Annotated in this window: 21 protein-coding genes; 12 read left to right on the top strand and 9 right to left on the bottom strand. The window is 61.0% G+C overall.

The genetic code is table 11. The annotated features are described in order from the left end of the window. Positions 1-104: 104 nt before the first annotated feature. Entirely contained in the window at positions 105-647 is a 543-nt protein-coding gene (locus ACTIFE_RS05135) for a DUF2244 domain-containing protein (RefSeq protein ID WP_439528087.1), read from the bottom strand. 22 nt (positions 648-669) lie between these two features. On the opposite strand from ACTIFE_RS05135, the gene nth reads away from it, so the two are divergent. Together nth and ACTIFE_RS05125 are read left to right on the top strand one after the other, a co-directional pair. Beyond that, the gene (nth, locus tag ACTIFE_RS05130; RefSeq protein ID WP_439528086.1) at positions 670-1,509 is read left to right on the top strand and encodes an endonuclease III; all 840 of its coding nucleotides are present in this window, start codon (positions 670-672) and stop codon (positions 1,507-1,509) included. After that, complete coding sequence (locus tag ACTIFE_RS05125; protein ID WP_439528085.1) at positions 1,506-2,072, top strand: GNAT family N-acetyltransferase; 567 nt, start codon at positions 1,506-1,508, stop codon at positions 2,070-2,072. The genes nth and ACTIFE_RS05125 overlap by 4 nt, the downstream gene beginning before the upstream one ends. A gap of 30 nt (positions 2,073-2,102) precedes the next feature. On the opposite strand, the gene irrA is transcribed toward ACTIFE_RS05125, so the two are convergent. Beyond that, complete coding sequence (gene irrA / locus ACTIFE_RS05120; RefSeq protein ID WP_341871594.1) at positions 2,103-2,558, bottom strand: iron response transcriptional regulator IrrA; 456 nt, start codon at positions 2,556-2,558, stop codon at positions 2,103-2,105. 353 nt (positions 2,559-2,911) lie between these two features. Between irrA and fabA the strand changes: the two genes are divergently transcribed. From fabA to fabI, 3 genes are all read left to right on the top strand, one after another. Next, positions 2,912-3,418 carry a 3-hydroxyacyl-[acyl-carrier-protein] dehydratase FabA gene (fabA, locus tag ACTIFE_RS05115; RefSeq protein WP_439528084.1) on the top strand — a complete coding sequence of 169 codons (507 nt, stop codon included), beginning with the start codon at positions 2,912-2,914 and terminating at the stop codon, positions 3,416-3,418. Positions 3,419-3,535: 117 nt separating this feature from the next. Further along, positions 3,536-4,753, top strand: a complete 1,218-nt coding sequence (gene fabB / locus ACTIFE_RS05110) for a beta-ketoacyl-ACP synthase I (RefSeq protein ID WP_439528083.1) — start codon at positions 3,536-3,538, stop codon at positions 4,751-4,753. A 61-nt stretch (positions 4,754-4,814) separates the two neighbouring features. Next, a complete protein-coding gene (fabI, locus tag ACTIFE_RS05105; protein WP_439528082.1) occupies positions 4,815-5,627 on the top strand; it encodes an enoyl-ACP reductase FabI in 813 nt (270 codons plus the stop codon). A 47-nt stretch (positions 5,628-5,674) separates the two neighbouring features. Here fabI and ACTIFE_RS05100 read toward each other — a convergent pair whose 3' ends face one another. Next, positions 5,675-6,229: an SH3 domain-containing protein gene (locus ACTIFE_RS05100; protein ID WP_439528081.1), complete on the bottom strand. Its 555-nt coding sequence runs from the start codon at positions 6,227-6,229 to the stop codon at positions 5,675-5,677. A 284-nt stretch (positions 6,230-6,513) separates the two neighbouring features. Here ACTIFE_RS05100 and ACTIFE_RS05095 point away from each other — a divergent pair, with 284 nt between their 5' ends. Beyond that, positions 6,514-7,500: a 2-hydroxyacid dehydrogenase gene (locus ACTIFE_RS05095; protein ID WP_439528080.1), complete on the top strand. Its 987-nt coding sequence runs from the start codon at positions 6,514-6,516 to the stop codon at positions 7,498-7,500. A 295-nt stretch (positions 7,501-7,795) separates the two neighbouring features. Here ACTIFE_RS05095 and dnaQ read toward each other — a convergent pair whose 3' ends face one another. From dnaQ to ACTIFE_RS05065, 6 genes are all read right to left on the bottom strand, one after another. Further along, positions 7,796-8,527: a DNA polymerase III subunit epsilon gene (gene dnaQ, locus ACTIFE_RS05090; RefSeq protein ID WP_439528079.1), complete on the bottom strand. Its 732-nt coding sequence runs from the start codon at positions 8,525-8,527 to the stop codon at positions 7,796-7,798. A 127-nt stretch (positions 8,528-8,654) separates the two neighbouring features. Then, positions 8,655-9,242 (bottom strand): dephospho-CoA kinase, encoded by a 588-nt coding sequence (gene coaE / locus ACTIFE_RS05085; RefSeq protein ID WP_439528078.1) that lies wholly within the window; start codon positions 9,240-9,242, stop codon positions 8,655-8,657. Beyond that, on the bottom strand, positions 9,239-10,081 hold the full coding sequence (locus ACTIFE_RS05080; RefSeq protein WP_439528077.1) for a shikimate dehydrogenase: 843 nt from the start codon (positions 10,079-10,081) through the stop codon (positions 9,239-9,241). The genes coaE and ACTIFE_RS05080 overlap by 4 nt, the downstream gene beginning before the upstream one ends. Further along, complete coding sequence (locus ACTIFE_RS05075; protein ID WP_439528076.1) at positions 10,078-10,671, bottom strand: Maf family protein; 594 nt, start codon at positions 10,669-10,671, stop codon at positions 10,078-10,080. The genes ACTIFE_RS05080 and ACTIFE_RS05075 overlap by 4 nt, the downstream gene beginning before the upstream one ends. A gap of 24 nt (positions 10,672-10,695) precedes the next feature. Next, positions 10,696-11,544, bottom strand: a complete 849-nt coding sequence (locus ACTIFE_RS05070) for a pyruvate, water dikinase regulatory protein (protein ID WP_439528075.1) — start codon at positions 11,542-11,544, stop codon at positions 10,696-10,698. 45 nt (positions 11,545-11,589) lie between these two features. Further along, on the bottom strand, positions 11,590-11,925 hold the full coding sequence (locus tag ACTIFE_RS05065; RefSeq protein ID WP_439528074.1) for a hypothetical protein: 336 nt from the start codon (positions 11,923-11,925) through the stop codon (positions 11,590-11,592). A 50-nt stretch (positions 11,926-11,975) separates the two neighbouring features. Between ACTIFE_RS05065 and hemE the strand changes: the two genes are divergently transcribed. From hemE to mnmG, 6 genes are all read left to right on the top strand, one after another. After that, positions 11,976-13,004, top strand: coding sequence for a uroporphyrinogen decarboxylase (hemE, locus tag ACTIFE_RS05060; RefSeq protein ID WP_439528073.1), 1,029 nt, complete (start codon positions 11,976-11,978; stop codon positions 13,002-13,004). Between the two features lie 10 nt (positions 13,005-13,014). Then, positions 13,015-13,443, top strand: a complete 429-nt coding sequence (gene hemJ, locus ACTIFE_RS05055; protein WP_439528072.1) for a protoporphyrinogen oxidase HemJ — start codon at positions 13,015-13,017, stop codon at positions 13,441-13,443. A gap of 269 nt (positions 13,444-13,712) precedes the next feature. Beyond that, positions 13,713-14,978 (top strand): transcription termination factor Rho, encoded by a 1,266-nt coding sequence (gene rho / locus ACTIFE_RS05050; protein ID WP_439528185.1) that lies wholly within the window; start codon positions 13,713-13,715, stop codon positions 14,976-14,978. A gap of 113 nt (positions 14,979-15,091) precedes the next feature. Further along, positions 15,092-15,634: a GNAT family N-acetyltransferase gene (locus ACTIFE_RS05045; protein WP_439528071.1), complete on the top strand. Its 543-nt coding sequence runs from the start codon at positions 15,092-15,094 to the stop codon at positions 15,632-15,634. A gap of 257 nt (positions 15,635-15,891) precedes the next feature. Next, a complete protein-coding gene (gene mnmE, locus ACTIFE_RS05040; RefSeq protein WP_439528070.1) occupies positions 15,892-17,244 on the top strand; it encodes a tRNA uridine-5-carboxymethylaminomethyl(34) synthesis GTPase MnmE in 1,353 nt (450 codons plus the stop codon). Between the two features lie 351 nt (positions 17,245-17,595). Continuing rightward, the gene (mnmG, locus tag ACTIFE_RS05035) at positions 17,596-19,470 is read left to right on the top strand and encodes a tRNA uridine-5-carboxymethylaminomethyl(34) synthesis enzyme MnmG (RefSeq protein WP_439528069.1); all 1,875 of its coding nucleotides are present in this window, start codon (positions 17,596-17,598) and stop codon (positions 19,468-19,470) included. The last annotated feature ends 3 nt before the right edge of the window (positions 19,471-19,473 follow it).

Genomic DNA, 19,473 nt, shown 5'->3' with positions numbered 1-19,473 from the left:
TGATGCCCCAACTTTGCCTTGAGGCATCCTAGGGGCGAGGCAGGATCGGTTCCAGACTGAAAAATGGCACTTTCCGGGTGTTTTCTACTGGGCCCCAGGCCAGGTCATGCGGGAAGCCCACCCGGCAGGTGCCGTCCAGCCTTGGCAGCTGCGAGCGCTGCCGTCAGGGCCCCGGCAAAACTGGTCCGGTCCGGCGGATTGAGAAAGTCGCCGATCGGCACTGCCTCGCCGCGCGATGTCAGCAGGATCCGGGTCACCCCTTCATCATCCAGCCTGTCAACCGTCAGCCGGACCCAGAACGTGTTGAACCGGTACTCCTGCAGGCGCTTGCCGGGGCCAACCTTCCGGATCACGATCTCGTGAGAGTGAATGATAATTTCTTCATAGGCCCTGGCAGCGGCATAATTCATGCGGAAGGCAAACCAGACCAGCGCGATATCGAGACCGAAAAAAGCCATCACCGGCCAGGCCCCAACGGCGACAAACATCACGCCATGGGCAAGGCAAACAGCGCCGGTGCACAGCATCAGCACAAGAAAGCCGTTTTGCCCCAGGGATCTGTACGGAGTGAGCACAGCCGAGAAGAATGGCCGGTCGCCCGTTGCAGCCCCCTCTTCGGGCGCGTGTTTCGGATTGTCGCTCGTCATGACCTCCCTTTATAGAGGACCTATGAGCGAAGCAAAGATCTCCCGCCCGAAGCAAATTTCCGCTGGACCTGCCAGCGGCACCAAAGCGCCCGCCAAGTCAGACGGAGCGTCGCCTGCTGCCCCCAAACGTCGGAGGGCAAAGCCACGCTACACGCGGGCCGAGGTCGACACGATCTTTACCCGGTTCCACGCTGATAACCCGGAGCCGAAGGGCGAACTCGACCACGTCAACGCCTTCACCCTGCTGGTCGCAGTCGTGCTTTCAGCCCAGGCAACCGATGTCGGGGTAAACCGGGCCACACGAACCCTGTTCAAGATCGCCGACACGCCCGAAAAGATGCTGGCCCTAGGCGAAGACCGGGTGCGGGAAGAGATCCGCACCATCGGCCTCTACAAGACCAAGGCAAAGAACGTCATCCTCCTGTGCGAGCAACTGATCCGCGATCACGGCGGCGAAGTGCCGGAAGACCGCGAGGCGCTGGAAGCGCTCGCCGGCGTTGGCCGCAAGACGGCAAATGTCGTGCTGAACATGGCCTTCGGCCATCACACCATCGCCGTTGATACGCACCTGTTCCGACTCGGCAACCGCATCGGCATTGCCCCTGGCAAGACACCGCTCGCGGTCGAGCTCGCCATGGAAAAGGTGGTTCCGGCCCGCTACGGCCTGTATGCCCATCACTGGCTGATCCTGCATGGGCGCTACATCTGCAAGGCCCGCAAGCCGGAATGCCACCGCTGCCTGATCTATGACCTTTGCAAGAGCGCCGAGCGAGTTGATCTTCCGGACGCGCCTGATATTGCCTTGAGAACGGCCGCAATGGTTCAGGATGCGGCAACACCGGGAGGTTCCGTGTCCGCATGACAACCGGATCACCCAAAGCCAGACTGCCACTCGTCGCCGCGCCCAGCGCCCGGCTCGTCTTCCGGATGATCCTTCCCGCCGACGCAGCGCTGCTGCTGTCGTTGATGAATGATCCGGACTATCACCGCTACATTGGAGATCGTGGCCTGAAAACGGTCGAAGATGCGCGGCGCTACATCCGCGATCATATCGCGCCGCATCACGCCCGGCATGGCTATGGCCTCTGGCTCGCCTCCACACACAATGGAAAACCGGTCGGCATTGCCGGCTTGCTCAAACGTGACCGGTTGGACGCGCCCGATATCGGCTATGCGCTTCTGGCTGATGCACGCGGGAAAGGCTACGGCAAGGAAGCTGCGGCAGCCATGTTGGCGCATGGTTTTTCGGCCCTTGCGGCCCAAAATCTCTACGCCATCACCAACCCGGAAAACGCTGTTTCAAACGGACTGCTGGCCAGTCTTGGCTTTTCGGTGATCGATGGCGCATTTCAGATGACGCCAGATGCAAAACCCGGCTACCTGCACCAACTGAAAAAGCCGGCACCCTTGGCGCCGGCCTTCTGATCCTGCCATGTGTTCCTGGACGAAACGGGCTCAGCTCTTCGGCCGCACCCGGACAACCACATCGATCCGCACGATCTCCATGCCTTCCGGGGCTTGCGGGATACGGCCGATGCCGACCCCGTCGTTCGGGATATCGACCACGCGGTTCTCGCCTTCGATGAAGAAATGGTGATGGTCGTGCACGTTGGTATCGAAATAGGTCTTGGTGCCGTCGATGGCCACTTCGCGCAGGAGACCCACCTGGGTAAACTGGTGCAGCGTGTTATAGACGGTAGCCAGCGATACCGGCACCCGGGCGAGAACCGCCTCCTCATGCAGAATTTCGGCCGAAATATGCCGGTTGCCCTTCGAATACAGGAGCTCCGCAAGGGCAACGCGTTGCCGCGTCGGGCGCAGGCCCGAATGCCGAAGCATTTCGGTGACATCGGGATGCGTATCGCCGGCGTGGGAATGGTGCTCGGTCATGTGCTTTTCTGATCCAGACATTCGATCCGTGACTTCCAGCCGGGGCAGCTACCCGAAGTGCTAAGCCGGCTCTGGCTTTTCAGAACTCGGCATGACTGCACCCTGCCGGCAAGCCGGCTGACGCGGGACTTTCTCTACCTTTGCCATTTCTTGGCCCTGGAATGCAAGTTTTTCATGCCTCAACGAGACGTGAACGCGTGGGTTCTTCAATCGGAAACCAAGGAATACGCTTGGTCCTCTCGGCAAAGGGACGATCTTTCGGAGGAGGGACCACTGTGTTAGGAAGGCCATCGAACCACTTGAACAGAACCCTTCTGGGCGGTTCGGTCGCGTCACCGGCCTGGACCTGCCAGATAAGAAAAAACGGGAATGGAATGACCGAGCGGCGCCCCAGCTACGACTATGAAGACCTCCTGGCCTGTGCACGTGGAGAGTTGTTCGGCCCCGGCAATGCGCAGTTACCGCTGCCGCCGATGCTGATGTTCAACCGCATCACGGAGCTCTCCGAGACCGGCGGCGAGTTCGACAAGGGATTTGCACGCGCCGAGTTCGACATCCATCCGGACCTTTGGTTCTTTCCCTGCCATTTTCAGGGCAATCCGGTGATGCCTGGCTGCCTTGGTCTTGATGCCCTGTGGCAGTTGACCGGCTTCTACCTCGGCTGGCTCGGCCTTGAGGGCAAGGGCATGGCCCTGTCCACCGGCGAGGTCAAGTTCAAGGGCATGGTCACCCCGTCCATCAAGAAGGTCGAGTATGGCGTCGACTTCAAGCGCATCATGCGCGGCCGACTGGTGCTGGGGATTGCCGATGGCTGGCTGAAGGCCGACGGCGAGCAGATCTACAAGGCAACCGACCTGCGGGTTGGTCTGGCCAAGACCTGATCCCATATGTGGAAGCAGAGGCGCGCTTCGGGATGCACGCCTTCATTTTTCTGACGAAATAATACGGCTACTCTCCGGCCCCCGCCGGATGGTGGCATCGAAAGACAGGAGACCCCAATGAGGCGGGTTGTTGTTACGGGCATGGGCATCGTGTCGTCGATCGGCGATACGGCACAGGACGTGCTGGAAAGCCTCCAGTCCGGCCGCTCCGGCATCGTGCGGGCGCAGGAATATGCCGATCTCGGCTTCCGCTGCCAGGTTCATGGTGCGCCGACGGTCAAGCCCTTCGAGGTTCTCGACCGTCGTACCACGCGCTTCATGGGCGAAGGCGCTGCCTGGAACTACATCGCGATGCAGCAGGCAATTGCCGATTCCGGGCTTGAAGCCGGCGATATCACCAACGAGCGCACCGGCATCATCATGGGGTCGGGCGGCCCGTCTACCCATGCCATCGTCGAGGCGGCGGACATCACCCGTGAAAAGGGTCCCAAGCGCATCGGCCCCACGGCCGTGCCGAAGGCAATGTCCTCGACCAACTCTGCAACACTGGCGACCCCGTTCAAAATCCACGGCGTTAATTATTCGATCTCTGCAGCTTGTGCGACGACCAACATCTGCATCGGCAACGCGGCCGAACTGATCCAGTGGGGCAAGCAGGACATTGTCTTTGCCGGCGGCGGCGAGGAACTGGACTGGACGCTCTCCGTGCTGTTCGACGCCATGGGTGCCATGTCCTCCAAGTATAACGACACGCCTTCGACCGCATCGCGTCCCTATGACGCCAACCGCGATGGCTTCGTCATCGCCGGCGGCGCCGGCGTTCTGGTGCTTGAAGAACTGGAGCACGCCAAGGCACGCGGCGCAAAGATCTATGCCGAAGTCGTTGGCTATGGCGCGACATCAGATGGTCACGACATGGTTGCCCCTTCGGGCGAGGGCGCCGAGCGTTGCATGCGTCTGGCGTTGAAGACCGTTGATTGCGAGGTGGATTACATCAATCCGCATGCGACCTCGACGCCGGTTGGGGACATCAAGGAAATCGAAGCGATCCGTGCAGTGTTCGGCGACAAGATCCCGCCGATCTCCGCAACCAAGGCGCTGTCCGGCCATTCGCTCGGCGCTGCCGGCGTGCAGGAAGCAATCTACTCGATCCTGATGATGCAGAACAACTTCATCGCGGCGTCTGCCCATATCGAGACCCTCGATCCCGCCTTTGCTGACATGCCGATCGTGCGCCAGCGCGTCGACAACGCCGAACTCAACTGCGTCCTGTCGAACGGCTTCGGCTTTGGCGGCACCAACGCCTCGGTCGTCTTCAAAAAATACAACGGTTAACGGATTGACGGATCCCTCCTGACGCCCCGCGGGGGATCCGGCAGTCTCACAGGAGTTTTTCATGAACGGGCTGATGAAAGGCAAGCGCGGGCTTGTCATGGGTGTCGCCAACGACCATTCGATCGCTTGGGGCATTGCCAAGACCTTGGCCGACCATGGCGCGGAGCTTGCCTTCACCTATCAGGGTGAAGCATTCGGGAAGCGCATCAAGCCGCTGGCAGAGTCTGTGGGTTCGAAGATCCTGATGCCCTGCGATGTCGAGGACATTGCTTCGGTGGACAAGGTGTTCGAGACGCTGACGAGTGAATGGGGAAACATTGATTTCCTCGTGCATGCCATTGCCTATGCCGACAAGAGTGAACTTCGTGGACGCTATGCGGATACGTCACGGGAGAACTTCAGCAGGGCCATGCTGATCTCCTGTTTCTCGTTCACGGAGATCGTCAAGCGGGCGGCGGCCATCATGCCGAATGGCGGCTCCATCGTGACGCTGACCTATGGCGGAGCGACACGGGTGATGCCGAACTACAACGTCATGGGCGTTGCCAAGGCCGCGCTGGAGTCTTCTGTTCGCTATCTGGCGATGGACTATGGCGTACAGGGTATCCGCGTGAACGCGATTTCCGCAGGGCCGGTGCGAACCCTTGCCGGATCTGTGATTTCGGACTCGCGCCTGATGTACAACTACCAGAAGCGCAACTCGCCTCTGGCCCGCACAGTGACACTGGAAGAAATCGGCGGCTCGGGCCTCTATCTCCTGTCTGGCCTGTCGGGTGGGGTGACCGGTGAAGTCCACTTTGTCGACAGTGGTTACAACACCGTTTCGATGCCTCGTCTTGAGGAGTTGAAACGGCAGGACCGAAGCGACGACTGAGTTGCCATAAAGCAGAAGGGCCGCGACAGCGGCCCTTTTTGTTTCAGCTAGTCGATGACCTCGTCGGGATAGACGCCGAAAAGGCGGGTCTGTTCAATCCAGCCGTCATAGCCGCGTCCTTCAACACGGCACCAGCCTTTGGCACAGGATTTCACGTTCGCCAGCACCTTTGGTGCCAGATAGGCGACAATCCCGGAGTCCACGTCGGCCTTGGCATAGAGTGGCGTATTCTCGCCATTGGCATCCCAGGGGGTTACCAGCACTGTTCGGCGGCCCGACAAAAGCGAGTGGAACAGCCAGCCTTCCTTGCCTTCCCAGTCCCGGACCCGGCGCCAGTTCTCGAACTCCTGGGTAATCTCGATCGGCAGGCCGGACTTCACGTAGGTCCAGGCGACTTCATGGCCGTCGGATGGTCCAAGGCGCACGTTCGAGCGGTCAGACTTGAGACTGACAAATCGCGGAATCGGCTGGCCGCTGCTGCCGGTCCGAGTGGTCTGGCCTTGCGCCAGCGGGGCTGCGATCAGGATCAGCGAAAGGGCGAGAAGGGCGCCAAGACCGTGAGAGATCGTCCGTTTGCGCCGGGGCTTGGATTGCCTGTTCATGCCTTCCTCTTGTTCTGCGATGTTCCCGTTTAGCGGGTTCACGAGACGGATTCCAGATCCGCTCTTGCAGGTTCGAAGGCTTCTGCCCAACCAACCCACCAACCCCGCATTGTCGCACCGATACCCGACCAAGGTCGGGGCCCTGCGCCATTTGGCTCCCCTTGTATCTGGCGGACCATCTGGTAAGGAGAACGGGAGAGGCAGATTGGCGGCAACGCCATCAAGCTGAAGTGTAGGCCTGTTAGGGTTAAGGCGCCCTCAACGCAACGCAGAAGGCAAATGGCATGCCGAAGAAGAAGCCTGTGGTCGTCGTCACGCGCAAACTTCCGGATGTCGTCGAGACCCGGATGCGGGAACTGTTCGAGACGCGCCTGAACGAAAGCGATCGTCCTTACACGCAAGCCGAACTGGTCGAGGCGGTAAAGACCGCCGATGTCCTGGTCCCGACGGTCACCGACCGGATCGATGCCGCGCTCCTGTCGCAGGCTGGTCCGGATCTGAAACTCATCGCCAACTTCGGCAACGGCGTCGACAACATCGACGTGGTCAGCGCCAACAACCGCGGCATCAACGTCACCAACACACCGGGCGTCCTTACCGAAGACACGGCTGACATGACGATGGCGCTCATCCTGGCCGTGCCGCGCCGTCTTGCCGAAGGCATCAAGGTGATGAACACCGGCGAATGGTCGGGCTGGTCTCCGACCTGGATGCTCGGGCACCGGATCTGGGGCAAGCGCCTCGGCATCATCGGCATGGGCCGCATCGGTCAGGCGGTGGCGCGCCGCGCCAAGGCGTTCGGCATGTCGATCCACTATCACAACCGCCGGCGGCTGCATTCCGACATCGAGGAAAACCTGGAAGCCACGTACTGGGAAAGCCTCGACCAGATGCTCGCCCGCATGGATGTGGTGTCGATCCACTGCCCGCATACGCCGGGAACCTATCACCTGTTGTCCGCGCGCCGGCTCAAGCTCCTCAAGAAAGATGCCTATGTGGTCAACACGGCCCGCGGCGAAGTGATCGACGAGGCAGCGCTGATCCGGCAGCTGGAATCCGGGGATCTGGCTGGGGCCGGGCTTGATGTGTTCGAGCACGAGCCGGCCGTCAACCCGAAGCTTGCCCAAATGGACCGCGTGCTGCTGCTGCCGCATATGGGCTCGGCAACGCTGGAAGGCCGTATCGAGATGGGCGAGAAGGTCATTATCAACATCAAGACCTTCATGGACGGCCACCGCCCGCCGGACCGCGTCCTGCCGTCGATGCTTTGAACTGAGGAACCCCGGCCTTGCCGGGGTTTCGTTTATGGCAAACACGTCGGCGTCATCCCCCTCCCAGCAAAGCGGAGATCCGGGACCGGAGAGCCGAGGTCCACCCCACCCTCGGCAGTCATACCCGCCTTGTGCGGGGATGACTGCTCCCTGGACCGCCTTCAGAAGCTATTGGTACGCCCTAGCCTGATGCCTGACAGCTGGATCCCCGCACAAGGCGGAGATGACCACTGAGGCTCGGTGTTTGACGGTGGCTATCAGCAGGTTTCGTCTGGATGCCGGCTGCAGTGCGCCGTCAGCCGGCGTCCTTTGCCTCATATTTCTTCCAGATCGCGCTGTCGCCCATGCCCTTGATGAAGCCCGCATGCCGGTCGAGGTCCTCAGGGGTGAGGCGAGAGGGCAGGGGCGTGGGGCGGGGGCGCGCCGGGGCGGACGTCATCTGACCGTCTGCGCCACTTTCATCCCCTCTTCGGGATGACGACCCGGACTGATCGATCTCGAAACCGAGTGCCCGCTGCCGGCCGCCGATCAGCTCAAGATAGACCTCTGCCAGCAGTTCGCTGTCGAGCAGGGCGCCGTGCTTGGTGCGGCGCGAGTTGTCGATGCCATAGCGCGAGCAGAGCGCGTCGAGCGAATTCGGCCCCATCGGATGCTTGCGGCGGGCCAGTTCGAGCGTATCGATGACCTGGGTGCGCGGGATCGGCGGACGGCCGACACGGTTCAGCTCCATGTTGATGAAGCCCATGTCGAAGGACGCATTGTGGATCACGAGTGTCGAGTCCCCGACGAAGGTCAGGAAATCTTCTGCAACCGCTGCAAATTTCGGCTTGTCCGACAGGAACTCGGTCGACAGGCCGTGCACCGCAAACGCGCCCTCCGGAACATCCCGTTCCGGGTTGATGTAGACGTGAAACGTCCGCCCGGTCGGGACGTGGTTCATCATTTCCACGCCGCCGATTTCAACCAGCCGATCACCGTTGCGCGGATCAAGGCCGGTGGTTTCCGTATCGAAGGCAATTTCACGCATAGGCTGGGTCCGAAGGGTCGGGCAGGGCTAGCCGCAAGACTCGCCGCTTCCGAGCGGCCATGCAATCCGAAAACATCGTTATCCTGTCTTGCTTGCAAGCTGTTCCCGGCCTTTGGCTGCCGGGGTTCTAGCCCCGGCCGGCCAGCGCGCGCAGGATGCTGGTCACGGTGCGCCGCGCAGCGTCCACACCATGATCGGTCTCGATGAGGAAATGCGCCCGGCGGCGCTTCTCGGCGTCCGGCATCTGCCGTGCGAGGATCGCCTCGAAGCGTTCAACCGTCATGCCCGGCCGCGCCAGGGCCCTTGCGCGCTGCGTCTCCGGCCTGGCCGTGACCACGGCAACGGCATCGACGCGGTGCTCCCCACCCGTCTCAAACAGCAACGGGATGTCGAGGGCGACAATGCGTCGCCCTGCCACGCGGCATTTTTCAAGAAACGCCAGTTCCTCCTCGCGGACCAGCGGATGCACGATGGCCTCGAGCCGGGCAATCGCCTCGGGTTTGCCGAGCACCGCATTTCCAAGGCGTGTCCGGTCGACGATGCCGCCAGCGACGGTGCCCGGAAAGTCGGCCTCGATCAGCGGCGCCGCCCGGCCAGAATACAGCACATGTACCGTCGCGTCGGCGTCGTGCACCGGAACCCCGGCCTCGGCAAACAGCTTGGCCGTGGTCGATTTGCCCATGGCAATCGAACCCGTGAGCCCCAGACGGATCATTTGGCGGCATCCAGATCGGCGAGGATCAGGTTGCGCAGCTCTGCATCCACCTCTGGCCGGAAACCAAACCAGCGTTCAAAGCCATTTACAGCCTGGTGCAGCAGCATGCCGAGACCATCGACGGCGATGTTGCCACGTGCTCTTGCTGCGCGCAGGAGGCCGGTTTCCAGGGGTACATAGACCGCATCGGTCACCAGGGCATCCTGCGGCAGTCCGGACAGGTCGATGTCCAGCGCGGGCTTGCCCATCATGCCGAGCGATGTGGTGTTGACCAGAACCCGGGCTTGTCCAAGCACAGTCCCCAGCTTATCCCAAGCATGAGCCACAACGTCGCGACCGAAATGATCCGCGATTGCCTTGGCCTTTTCCTCGGTCCGGTTGATCACGTGGACTGGTGCGAAGCCGCGCGACAGCAAGGCCCAGACGATCGCCCGCGCAGCACCGCCCGCGCCCAGGACCACGGCCGCTCCCTTGGTCTTGTCCCAGCCCGGGGCAGCCTCGTCGAGGTTGCCCAGAAAGCCGAGACCATCGGTGTTGGCGCCGCACAGCCGGCCGTTGTCCAGCCAGAGCGTGTTCACCGCTCCCATGGCCGTGGCCGCCGGATCGAGCCAGTCGCAGAGCGAAGCCGCCAACTCCTTGTGCGGCACCGTGACATTGCAGCCGGTGAGCCCGGAGGCGGCCAGATCGCGGTAGAACCGTTCGGCATCTTCCGGGGCCACGGCTACGCGGCCATAATCGCCGGCAATGCCATGCTTCTTCAGCCAGTAGCCTTGAATGAGCGGGGAGCGCGACTGGGCGACAGGCCAGCCGGTGATCGCGGATCGGCGGAGGTCGGTCATACGTCGGTCTCCCCAAGGGCCCGAAGCTCGCCCAGCAGCGGCAGCAAGGGCAGGCCGAGAATGGTGAAATAGTCGCCTTCAATCCGCTCGAACAACCGGACGCCGACGTTTTCCAGCTGATAGCAGCCGACGCTGGACAGGACCGCATCCCCGGCCAGCGCCAGATATTTTCCGATCTCGGCCGGGCTCAAGGCCCGCATCGTCAACCGGGCAGTCGAGACGTGCCGCCAGAGGACCTCGCCGCCGCGCGCCAGGACGACCGCAGAATGCAGTTCGTGGGTTTTGCCGGACAGGTCCAGCAGCTGGCGGCGGGCAGCGTCCATGTCGGCCGGCTTGGTGAAGCGTGCGTTGCCAAGGCCAAGCACCTGGTCTGCGCCGATCACCAGATCCTGCGGCCGGCGGCCGGCGACATCGAGGGCCTTGGCCTCGGCCAGCACCTGGGCGATATCCTCAGGGGGGAAACCGGCCTCCAGCAGCGGCGCTTCAACGGCGCGTTCATCGACGGTGGCCGGGTCGACCATGAAATCGAGCCTGGCATTTGCAAGCAGAGTTGCGCGAATCCGGCTTCCGCTGGCGAGCACAAGAGCCATGAGAGTTTCCGTTTGCTAAGCCGGTCAGGTGAGGGTCTGGGCCTCTCCGGCGTTCTTGAAGTGGCGATAGAGTTCCATGATCTCTGCCGCAGTCTCTTCAATGGAGCGGCGGGTGACATCGATCAAGGGCCAGCCCTGTTCGACGCAGAGGCGGCGGGTAGCGGCAATCTCGCGGGCGATCTCGCGTCTGTCGATGTAGAGATCGTTATATCCCTCGGAATTGAGGGACAGAACCCGGTTCTGCCGGATCTGCTGGATTCGCTCAGGCGAGGCGATAAGGCCAACGACAAGCGGGTGGGTCAGCTTCGTCAGATCATCCGGCAACGGAATGTCGGGCACGATCGGCACGTTGGCGCATTTGATGCCGCGATTGGCGAGATAGATGCAGGTCGGCGTTTTGGAGGTGCGGCTGATGCCGACAAGAACGATGTCCGCCTGGTTGAGGTTTTCCGCGATCTGCCCGTCGTCATGCATCATCGTGTAGTTCAGCGCATCGATACGCTTGAAATACTCCGCGTCCAGCGCGTGCTGTCCGCCGGGACGACGGGTGAAGGGCACATTCAAGTAGGATTGAAAAACAGCAAAGACAGGTTCGAGAATGTTAACGAAAGGGATACCAATTTCGCGGCAAAACCGTTCCAGCCGCTCGGCGATCTCCTTGTCGACGAGCGTGTAGAGCACGATGCCTGGTGCCTGCTCGATCTGGCCGATGACACGGTCGAGCTGCTTGTGAGAGCGAACCAGCGGATACATATGTTCGATCGCCTGAACGGCTTCGTATTGAACTGTCGCGGCGCGCGCCACCGTCATCAGGGTTTCGCCGGTCGAATCGGACACCAGATGAAGGTGGAAGTAGTGTCTCGATTTTCCCACAACAAATCCTCTCGCATGTGGATGGCGGGGGATAAACCTGCCCCTTCAGCCCCGGGCAGGAAAACTCATCCCCGCTGAGCCGAATTCATTAACAGATCGTAAAATCGCGGCAAGCGATGCCGAAACGGTTCGGCACTCATGTGGATCAACAGGGCCTTCCACCGTCACCCTCAGTTTATCCACTTTGGCCATAAGTCTTAAGGAAGCATTAACAACAGGCCAAGCTTCTGTTTTCGCTTCTTTTTTTGATCCAACCGGATTCATTCCCCATTGCTTGTCCAGACAGCGCGACGATTCATCCCGGCGCGAAAATCGAGAGAACGGATTGTGGACAACGAATGATCCCGGTAATCCACCCTCAATAATAAGAAACAGATTCAAATCTACCGAGACTCCCTTACTGGAGCCCTGACGGGAAAAAGGACTGATCCATGAATTCCAAGGACCGGGCCGTCATGCGCGTGCTTTCTGGTGAGCGGCTCTATCCGCCACCCGTCTGGATGATGCGACAGGCTGGACGCTATCTGCCTGAGTACCGGGAGACCCGTGCGAAATCGAAAAACTTCCTCGATTTCTGCTACAATCCCGATCTGGCAACCGAAGTGACGCTTCAGCCAATTCGTCGTTATGGCTTCGATGCATCGATCCTGTTCTCGGACATCTTCGTCGTCCCTGATGCAATCGGATATCCCGTTCGCTTTGAAGAAGGACGTGGCCCGGTTCTTGAACCTCTGTCGCAGAATGTGCTGGACCGGCTTGAGCAGGGACGAGCAGAGGCTCATCTGGCGCCGGTGATCGAAACGGTCCGCCGTCTGCGCCGCGAACTCCCGGAAGAGACCACATTGCTCGGCTTCTGCGGAGCGCCCTGGACAGTCGCCTGCTACTCGGTCGCAGGTCATACCACCCAGGACCAGACAGCCGCCCGTGTCGGCGCCTATCGCGATCCGGCCCTGATGCAGCGGTTCATCGACGAACTCATCGTCGCATCTATCGCCTATCTGATCCGCCAGCTCGATGCCGGCGCTGACGCCCTGCAGATCTTTGACACCTGGGCAGGTGTTCTCGACGACGCCGGTTTTGCCCGCTGGTCGATCGAACCGACCCGCCAGATCGTTGCCGGCGTGAAGGCAGCACGGCCAAATGCCCGGATTATCGGCTTCCCGAAGGCCTCGTCAGCCCGGCTGGCGGCCTATGTGACAGGAACCGGCGTTGATGCTGTGGGCCTCGACTGGACCGCGCCGGACCATATCGCCCAGTCGATCCAGAAGTCCGTGCCGATCCAGGGCAATCTCGATCCGATGCGGCTTGTGGCTGGCGGCGCAGCGCTGGATGACGGCATCGCCCATGTGCTCGAAGCGCTGGGGCAGGGGCCGCTGATCTTCAATCTGGGACATGGTGTGACACCGGAGACCGATCCAGCGCATGTGGCCAGGATGGTCGAGCGTGTAAGGCAGGGATGAGGCACGTCTGATGGATCTCTATCTCTGGCTCAAGTCGCTGCACATCATCGCCATCATCGCCTGGATGGCGGGAATGCTGTATCTGCCGCGCCTCTTCGTCTACCACGCCGACGTTCCTGTCGGGTCGCCCCAATCCGAGACCTTCAAGGTGATGGAACGGCGCCTGCTGAAGGCAATCATCAATCCCGCGATGATTGCGGCCTGGATCCTCGGGCTTTGGCTGGCGTATGAACTGGATGCGTTTCGAGACGGCTGGTTCCATGCCAAGCTGACGCTGGTGCTTGTGATGTCCGGCGTGCATGGATACCTGTCCCGCTGCGTCAAGGTCTTTGCCAAGGACGAAAACACGCGCACGACCCGGTTCTATCGTGTCCTGAATGAAGTTCCGACGTTGCTGATGATTGGCATTGTCATCCTGGTTGTCGTGAAACCGTTCTAAGTGCCGCTACGTATGCAATCGGTTCCAGGTCCCGAAGCAGAGAATACGCTCTTGCGGGACCTGGACGAAGCAGTTATGGTCGCTGCCAACTTCTCGAAAGGCGCGCGGGGTGCACCTCCAGACCGCGCCTAATGGCGAAGCTAGTCGGCATCCCACACGCTGGCACACGCCGAGACTTCACTTCTGTTGCCGATGTCAATCGCGTTTCGGAAATCAGAAGCGTCCTTCCGCGTACACATCTCCCACCTAACAGAGAACGACCCCAATTTATGCGGGAAATGAAACTCAAAGATCTGAAAGCAAAATCGCCGACCGAGATTCTGACCTTTGCGGAAGAACTCGAAGTTGAGAACGCCAGCACCATGCGCAAGCAGGAGCTGATGTTTGCGATCTTGAAAAACCTCGCGGCGCAGGATGTCGAGATCATCGGCGAAGGCGTGGTCGAAGTGCTCCAGGATGGCTTCGGCTTCTTGCGGTCGCCGGATGCAAATTATCTCCCCGGACCCGACGACATCTATGTCTCGCCGTCGCAGATCCGACGGTTTTCCCTTCGCACCGGAGACACGGTCGAAGGCCAGATTCGCAGCCCGAAAGAAGGCGAACGCTATTTCGCGCTGCTGAAAGTCAACACCATCAATTTCGAGGATCCGGAGAAGACCCGGCACAAGGTCCACTTCGATAACCTCACCCCGCTTTATCCTGATGAGCGGTTCAAGATGAAAATGGGCGATCCGACCTCGAAGGATCTCTCGTCCCGCATCATCGATCTTGTTGCGCCGCTCGGCAAAGGCCAGCGCGCCCTGATCACCGCACCGCCGCGCACCGGCAAGACGGTGTTCCTGCAGAACATCGCCAAGTCCATCACGACCAATCACCCTGAGTGCTATCTCATCGTTCTGCTGATCGATGAGCGTCCGGAAGAAGTCACGGACATGCAGCGGACGGTGAAAGGCGAAGTCGTTTCTTCCACTTTCGATGAACCAGCCACCCGCCACGTCCAGGTCGCTGAAATGGTCATTGAAAAGGCAAAGCGCCTCGTCGAGCATGGCCGTGATGTCGTCATCCTGCTGGATTCGATCACTCGCCTCGGCCGCGCCTACAACACCGTCGTACCGTCTTCAGGCAAGGTCCTGACCGGTGGCGTTGACGCCAACGCCCTGCAGCGCCCGAAGCGCTTCTTCGGTGCTGCGCGCAACATCGAAGAAGGCGGCTCGCTCACCATCATCGCCACCGCGCTGATCGACACCGGCAGCCGCATGGATGAAGTCATCTTCGAAGAGTTCAAGGGAACCGGTAACTCGGAAATCATCCTGGACCGCAAGATCTCCGACAAGCGCGTCTACCCGGCGATCGACATTCAGCGCTCCGGCACCCGCAAGGAAGAGCTGCTGGTTGCACCGGAACGTCTCAAGAAGACTTTCGTCCTGCGCCGAATCCTCAACCCGATGGGCACGGTCGACGCCGTTGAGTTCCTGCTCGACAAGCTCAAGCAGACCAAGTCGAACGACGATTTCTTCGACAGCATGAATACCTGATCCGAATCGGATGCGGTTCAGTTCCAAAGGCGCCGGCGGCAACTCCGGCGCCTTTTGTTTGGACAGCGCTCCGTCACAGAATTTGAATCGGTCGCGTATCGAAAGGCTTTCCAATGATCCATCTTGAAACCGAACGCCTCATTCTCCGCCCCTGGGAAGACAGGGATCTCGACGCGTTTGCAGCGATGAATGCTGACCCGGATGTCATGCGCTATTTTCCAGCGGTTATGAGCCGGGACGAGACGGCGGCCATGATCGAGAAGGCTCGCGCACGGACGGTGACAGATGGCATCTGTTTCATGCCGGTCGAGCGCAAGGCTGACAGGGTGTTTCTCGGCTTCGTCGGTCTCAGCCGTCCGGCTTACTTGAACCCGCTACCTTTTGATCCTTGCGTCGAAATCGGCTGGCGATTGGCTCGCCACGCCTGGGGGCAGGGCTATGCGACCGAGGCCGCGCGCGAATGGTTGCGATTCGGCTTCGGAACCCTTGGCGTTGACGAGATCGTTTCCTTCACGGCACGGGGCAATCTCCCGTCCCAGAAGGTGATGCAGCGGCTGGGAATGGCTCGTAACCGGGCCGATGATTTTCTCCATCCGATGCTCGAGTCGGATCACCCTCTCGCGTCGCATGTGTTGTATCGGCTGGCGCGGACATAGACCTCAGGTGTGACCTCCCCGATTCACGTGAAACAGGTGCCGTGAAACCAATTTGCCGGCGAGTACCGAAAATGATGCCCCTGATTTGAATCGGTTGCGGATTGATCGGGCAGCAACACGAGACGAGGCATCTCGTCGCCGTCGGATCGAATCGGTTACGCATCGATCACGGCACATGACTAGGCATCTGCTGCGGAAGCCTGTATGCGGCTTGCTCAAGCTTGTTCCCATGTTGCAGTCAGGTTCGGTTCAATTCGATGCGTGACACGATCTATGCCCTCTCCAGTGGTGCGCTGCCGTCCGGCGTTGCGGTGATCCGTCTCAGTGGCCCGTCGGCGCTGGCGGCCCTGTCGGCGTTGACTGGCCGGTCGTTTCCGGCGCGCAAGGCAAGCCTCAGTTCTCTCAAGGATCCGCAGACCGGCGAGGTGCTGGACCAGGCCCTTGTTGTCGTGTTCCCGGGACCAGCCAGCTTCACGGGCGAGGATGTGGTGGAGTTGCAGTGTCACGGTGGCCGCGCCGTCGTGGCTGCTGTTCTTGGTGCTCTTGGGCGGCTTCCAGACCTTCGGCCCGCCGAAGCCGGGGAGTTCACCCGTCGGGCCTTCGAACAGGGACGGATGGACCTGACGGAGGTCGAGGGTCTTGCCGATCTCATTGCTGCCGAGACCGAGGCGCAGCGACGCCAGGCTTTTCGGCAGATGGATGGCGCCCTTGGCCGGCTCTATGAAGGCTGGCGCAAGCAGCTGCTGCATATGCGGGCGATGATCGAAGCGGACTTTGACTTTGCCGATGAGGACGATGTTCCCGGCAGTGTTGCCGATACGGTCTGGCGCGAGGCAGCGACCTTGCGCGATGAGGTGGCTGCCCATCTGGCAACCGGTCCGCGCGGTGAACGTTTGCGTGAAGGCCTGCAGGTCGTTCTGCTGGGAGCGCCCAACGCCGGCAAGTCGAGCCTGCTCAATGCCATTGCCGGCCGGGATGTCGCCATCGTCACGGAGGAGGCGGGGACCACTCGCGACGTGATCGAAGTGCACCTCGACCTCGGTGGCTATCCTGTCACGCTGGCCGACACCGCGGGGCTTCGAGGCGATGCTGGCCGGATAGAGCTGGAAGGCATCCGCCGGGCAACCGAGCGTGGTCGCGCAGCTGACCTGGTTCTCTGGCTGCAGGAACCAGGAGGGCCAGGGCCAGAGGATCGGGAGAACGGCCTGCCGGATGCGATCCGGATCGAGTCGGTTCCGGTTTGGTTGGTTCGGACCAAGACCGATCTTGAGACTCCTTCGAAACGAGACTCTTCCGAAACAGAACAGGAGTTTGCTTTGTCCATTGCCAAAGGGGAGGGGCTTGCCGGGCTGCTGTATGCGCTTTCTCATTTTGCTGGCGAGACGTTTGGGAGAGGTGAAGCGCTGGTGGCGACACGGCAGCGACATCGGCATCATCTCGCTTCCTGTCTTGAAGGGCTCAACGATGCCCTACGGCATAGCCATTTGCCAGCAGAACTCAGGGCTGAGGATCTGCGCCGCGCCGGTGACAGTCTGGGCCGGATCACCGGGAGGATCGACGTTGAGGATCTGCTCGATGTGATCTTCAGCGAGTTTTGCATTGGCAAATGAGTGTTTCACGTGAATCCGGTTCGCTTTCGAACCGACCCATGTTTCACGTGAATCATTTCTGATGCGACCCGAATTGTTTCACGTGAATCAGCGGTCGGGCGATGTATGGCTCAGACGGCGAGTGTTTCACGTGAATCCGCGTGGCCTTGGCAATTGTCCGGGTTGATTCACGTGAAATCACTTTGACCAGAGCGGGTTGGATTCCCTATAAGGAAGCGAATACGTGAACCGGTTTGGCCGGAGAGGCGCGCTGTCCGTAAGATGGGCAGGCAGGTCAGGTTCCGGGCGTTCCTTCCAATTGAAACACGGTGACGGGCAGGCATTGGTCTGCGTCGAATGGGTGCAGTGCGGATGACTGAGGCGTTGCGGTTTGATGTGGTGGTGATCGGCGGTGGTCATGCCGGTTGCGAAGCGGCTGCGGCTGCGGCGCGGCATGGTGCGCGCACCGCTCTTGTCACGCATCGGTTCGAGACCATCGGTGTGATGTCCTGCAATCCAGCTATTGGCGGATTGGGGAAGGGGCATCTCGTGCGCGAGATCGATGCGCTGGATGGTCTGATGGGCCGGGTCGCTGATCGGGCCGGCATCCAGTTCCGCATGCTCAACCGGCGCAAGGGTCCGGCGGTGCGTGGGCCGCGTGCCCAGGCGGATCGCAGGCTCTACCGGGAGGCGATGCAGGCGGAGATTCGGGCGGCTGCAAATCTCGAAGTCGTCGAGGGTGAGGCGGATCAGCTGTTGCGCCAGGATGGCATGATTTGCGGTGTGGCGCTCAAGGATGGCCGCGCGATCAGCTGCGGGTCCGTGGTGCTGACGACAGGTACATTCCTGCGGGGGCTGATCCATATTGGTGATCGCAAGATCCCGGCCGGTCGTGTCGGTGAGGGGCCTGCGCTGGGTCTGTCGGCGTCGCTCGAAGACATTGGCTTTGCACTCGGGCGCCTCAAGACCGGAACGCCGGCGCGTCTGGATGGTCGCACCATCGACTGGGCGCGACTTGAAGAGCAGCCGGGTGATGATGAGCCGGTTCCGTTCTCCACCTTGACGACCGCAATCACGACGCCGCAGATTTCGTGCCACATCACCCGCACGACGGAGGAGACGCATCGGATCATTCGCGAGAACCTGTCCCGGTCAGCGATGTATTCCGGCGAGATCAAGGGGCGCGGTCCGCGCTACTGCCCGTCGATCGAGGACAAGATCGTCCGCTTCGGCGATCGTGACGGACATCAGATCTTTCTGGAACCGGAAGGGCTCGATGACCATACGGTCTATCCGAATGGCATTTCCACCTCTCTGCCAGAGGATGCGCAGCTGGCGTTTCTCAAGACCATTCCGGGTCTTGAAAACGTGTCAGTGCTGCAGGTCGGTTATGCCATCGAGTATGATCACGTGGATCCACGTGAACTGACGACGACGCTGGAGGCCAAGCGCTGCAAAGGACTGTTCCTCGCCGGGCAGATCAACGGCACAACCGGCTATGAAGAGGCGGGGGCGCAGGGGTTGGTCGCTGGCCTTAATGCCGCTTTGCGCGCGGGCGGATCGGCCCAGGATTTCGTCGTGGATCGGGGGCAGGGCTATATTGGCGTCATGATCGACGATCTGGTGACGCGTGGCATCACCGAGCCCTATCGGATGTTCACCTCTCGCGCCGAGTATCGTCTGTCGCTGCGGGCCGATAATGCGGATCAGCGCCTGACGCCTGCCGGCATCTCGCTTGGCTGCGTCGGAAAAGAGCGCCGCGTATCCTTTGATGCAAAACTGCGCGCACTCGATCATGCGCGCGAGATGATGCAGACCCTGACGGTAACGCCGGCGCAAGCGGCGCGTCAGGGGTTGCCGGTCAATCAGGATGGCATCCGGCGCAGCGCCTTTGATCTTCTGTCCTATCCGGACATGACGGTGGATCAGCTCTATCCGGTCTGGCCGCAGCTTGCGGACATCCCGGCCTCGATTGCCGAGCAGGTGGCGACGGATGCGCTCTATGCGGTGTATCTGGATCGCCAGGCGGCCGATATTGCGGCCCTGCGCCGGGATGAGGCTCTGGCCATTCCAGAGGCGTTTGATTTCTCGGTGCTGGCCGGGCTGTCGAACGAGATCAAGCAGAAACTCGAAACGGTGCGGCCATCGACCATAGGTCAGGCATCGCGCATGGATGGCATGACACCTGCTGCGTTGACCTTGCTGCTGTCCCAGGTCAAGCGGCAAGAGCGACGTGGTGCGGCGTGAAGG

Source organism: Pannonibacter sp. (genome assembly GCF_051860505.1).
Lineage (GTDB): Bacteria > Pseudomonadota > Alphaproteobacteria > Rhizobiales > Stappiaceae > Pannonibacter.
Note: the sequence above shows the minus strand (reverse complement) of the source record. Positions and strands in the feature narration are given on the sequence as shown.

What these genes read in the sequence shown, in the direction of transcription:
- rho (WP_439528185.1), top strand. Translation starts at nt 13,713, where the DNA reads ATGCGGGAAATGAAACTCAAAGATCTGAAAGCAAAATCGCCGACCGAG.
- mnmE (WP_439528070.1), top strand. Translation starts at nt 15,892, where the DNA reads ATGCGTGACACGATCTATGCCCTCTCCAGTGGTGCGCTGCCGTCCGGC.
- dnaQ (WP_439528079.1), bottom strand. Translation starts at nt 8,527, where the DNA reads ATGCGTGAAATTGCCTTCGATACGGAAACCACCGGCCTTGATCCGCGC.
- fabB (WP_439528083.1), top strand. Translation starts at nt 3,536, where the DNA reads ATGAGGCGGGTTGTTGTTACGGGCATGGGCATCGTGTCGTCGATCGGC.
- mnmG (WP_439528069.1), top strand. Translation starts at nt 17,596, where the DNA reads ATGACTGAGGCGTTGCGGTTTGATGTGGTGGTGATCGGCGGTGGTCAT.
- fabA (WP_439528084.1), top strand. Translation starts at nt 2,912, where the DNA reads ATGACCGAGCGGCGCCCCAGCTACGACTATGAAGACCTCCTGGCCTGT.
- ACTIFE_RS05045 (WP_439528071.1), top strand. Translation starts at nt 15,092, where the DNA reads ATGATCCATCTTGAAACCGAACGCCTCATTCTCCGCCCCTGGGAAGAC.
- ACTIFE_RS05095 (WP_439528080.1), top strand. Translation starts at nt 6,514, where the DNA reads ATGCCGAAGAAGAAGCCTGTGGTCGTCGTCACGCGCAAACTTCCGGAT.
- hemJ (WP_439528072.1), top strand. Translation starts at nt 13,015, where the DNA reads ATGGATCTCTATCTCTGGCTCAAGTCGCTGCACATCATCGCCATCATC.
- ACTIFE_RS05100 (WP_439528081.1), bottom strand. Translation starts at nt 6,229, where the DNA reads ATGAACAGGCAATCCAAGCCCCGGCGCAAACGGACGATCTCTCACGGT.
- ACTIFE_RS05075 (WP_439528076.1), bottom strand. Translation starts at nt 10,671, where the DNA reads ATGGCTCTTGTGCTCGCCAGCGGAAGCCGGATTCGCGCAACTCTGCTT.
- irrA (WP_341871594.1), bottom strand. Translation starts at nt 2,558, where the DNA reads ATGTCTGGATCAGAAAAGCACATGACCGAGCACCATTCCCACGCCGGC.
- coaE (WP_439528078.1), bottom strand. Translation starts at nt 9,242, where the DNA reads ATGATCCGTCTGGGGCTCACGGGTTCGATTGCCATGGGCAAATCGACC.
- nth (WP_439528086.1), top strand. Translation starts at nt 670, where the DNA reads ATGAGCGAAGCAAAGATCTCCCGCCCGAAGCAAATTTCCGCTGGACCT.
- hemE (WP_439528073.1), top strand. Translation starts at nt 11,976, where the DNA reads ATGAATTCCAAGGACCGGGCCGTCATGCGCGTGCTTTCTGGTGAGCGG.
- ACTIFE_RS05135 (WP_439528087.1), bottom strand. Translation starts at nt 647, where the DNA reads ATGACGAGCGACAATCCGAAACACGCGCCCGAAGAGGGGGCTGCAACG.
- fabI (WP_439528082.1), top strand. Translation starts at nt 4,815, where the DNA reads ATGAACGGGCTGATGAAAGGCAAGCGCGGGCTTGTCATGGGTGTCGCC.
- ACTIFE_RS05080 (WP_439528077.1), bottom strand. Translation starts at nt 10,081, where the DNA reads ATGACCGACCTCCGCCGATCCGCGATCACCGGCTGGCCTGTCGCCCAG.
- ACTIFE_RS05125 (WP_439528085.1), top strand. Translation starts at nt 1,506, where the DNA reads ATGACAACCGGATCACCCAAAGCCAGACTGCCACTCGTCGCCGCGCCC.